This is a genomic window from Acetatifactor sp., assembly GCF_982438285.1.
Genome location: NZ_CEWDFQ010000456.1, coordinates 1 through 1,962, shown reverse-complemented (window position 1 = coordinate 1,962; position 1,962 = coordinate 1). Strand labels below are relative to the sequence as shown.

Here is a 1,962-nt window from a genome sequence, read left to right as displayed (position 1 = left end):
GGTGCTGTACCGTGCCACCAGCTTTGAAGATTTTTCGGACAGGCTCTTGCAACAGTACGAAATCACCGTCAAGGAAAGCCGTGGGCGGCATGATCCGTCGCCACCCGAAAGGAATGGACTTCACAAAGGTCACGGCAGAGGAAATCGCCGCAACGGAGAATTGGACCAACAGCTGCCTGCGCAGGATTCTGGGGTACAAGAGCGCTGGTAGCGCCTTCTGAGAATGTTAGCGGGAAATTGGGCTGACAGCATAAGGAAAGATAGGCCACGCATTAGAGAAGGCTAAACGGCAAGAGAGGCGGTCGAGAAAAGAAGGTTGGTGAAATTGAATAAAAGAATAAGGCCGCAAGAAAGGAAAGCTTGACGGTCTGTTTGTGTTGTGTTAAAATATGAAAAATTGAGATTTTTGTGGAAATTATTAGTCGATTTGTCGAAAAACATTGTAAAAGTGGCAAGGTACGGAAGAGTAAATGGCCGGAACTGCAATTCGGCGGCCATTACAGGCCAAAGTACGATTCTTCGGCAAAAGAAGCGGCATTTCCGGGAAAGACCGGGTGCGACTGCAGTGACAAATAAAACCGGAAAGATTTTCCTGCTGCAGGCGCAGAATAAGGGCGCTCTGATGTCCTGCAGGCTGCATTGCACAACGGACAGGCGCTGCCTTTGAAAAACACGATGATAATGGAGGAACGGTATGATCCTACTCAACCAGATAACAAGTGCGGTATTGCAACTTTTGATTTTTTCAGGTGTTCCACTTGTGTGGTATATCCTTACACAGAAAAGGGTCAAGGGCTTTTTTAAGTGGTTGGGAATTAGTACAGCAGCTGCCCCGCCTTTGAATGCTATGTTTTGTATTCTTGCGGGATTTTTAGCGGCATTATTTTTACCGTATATGTGGCTCTATCGATCTGGAAATCTGAATTATCAGGGTTTTACAGTGGATGCGTTTCGGCAGACCGGTTGGAGTATAGAAACATCTGCAGTTATACTGATATGGGCGATCGTGCAGACTTCGTTGTCGGAGGAAATCCTGTTCCGGGGATTTCTTTGTAAACGCCTGTGCCATAAATTTGGAGAGAAAACAGGGAATGCCGTTCAGGCACTCATTTTTGGTATGGTACACATTACTGCGCTGCCAGACAAGAATATCCCTGCGCTGTGTGTCATAGTGCTGCTAACGGGTGGAATAGGCTATGCCTTGGGATGGCTTTCATTGCAAAAGGCACAGGGAAGTATTTTGTATGGCTGGGCAATCCATGCGGCCGTGAATATTCTTTCCCCCATTATGGTTTTTACATTCTTGTTGCCCAAGGGTACGGCGTAACAAAGCATAAGTGTTGAAATGCCAACGGTATCATCATCCACTTCTGTCAGACCTCTCGCATAGATCCCTGCTGCCTGACAGCACGTACCCTTTTGGGTGACTTTACTTGCATCTTGCTGGATAAACCCGAAAGCAATCTTGACGAAAACCTGAACATAGCCTAATCAATTGCTTGTTAAAACTCTAGGAAAAAAGTTGATTCTCGTTATTAGTCACAGTGCCTCCCATGATGCCGTAGCAGATAAACTTACGAGATTCGTACAGGAATGATGTATCAGGTACAATCATACTAAACTGTCTGCGGATCGTCAAAGGAGCGTGCGTTTGAACAAAAAGAAAAAGTCCACAAACACTTCCCCTTATCCCGATGAAGCCATTGACCGTCTGGCGCGGGCATTCTACCCGGCCATCCTTGCCTGTTGGAACAGCGAGGAAGGCCAGCGGTCACTTGTCGGGGCGAGGCCCCTCCATCTTGCTAACGCAAGACCGTTCGGTCGCTTAAAAGCCCCACTGGGGCTTTCATTGCTCCGCTGCGCTGCGCAAACGCGAGCTTGCCGCATGGCAGGCGGAACAGGCTCATATCTCTGGCAAAGAAAAACAGGAAGTTCCCTCCGGTGGGGAACTCCCTGCTGTAC

The 1,962-nt window shown here is 48.0% G+C and carries 1 protein-coding gene and 1 pseudogene; both read left to right on the top strand.

All coding sequences use genetic code 11. The features are described 5' to 3' along the window. A pseudogene (locus tag AC1WIP_RS15195) lies at nt 1-211 on the top strand (hypothetical protein); the annotation flags it as partial. Between the two features lie 483 nt (nt 212-694). Then, the gene (locus AC1WIP_RS15190) at nt 695-1,327 is read left to right on the top strand and encodes a CPBP family intramembrane glutamic endopeptidase (protein WP_481142618.1); all 633 of its coding nucleotides are present in this window, start codon (nt 695-697) and stop codon (nt 1,325-1,327) included. The last annotated feature ends 635 nt before the right edge of the window (nt 1,328-1,962 follow it).

Coding starts and splice junctions, on each gene's coding strand:
- AC1WIP_RS15190 (WP_481142618.1), top strand. CDS start 695: ATGATCCTACTCAACCAGATAACAAGTGCGGTATTGCAACTTTTGATT.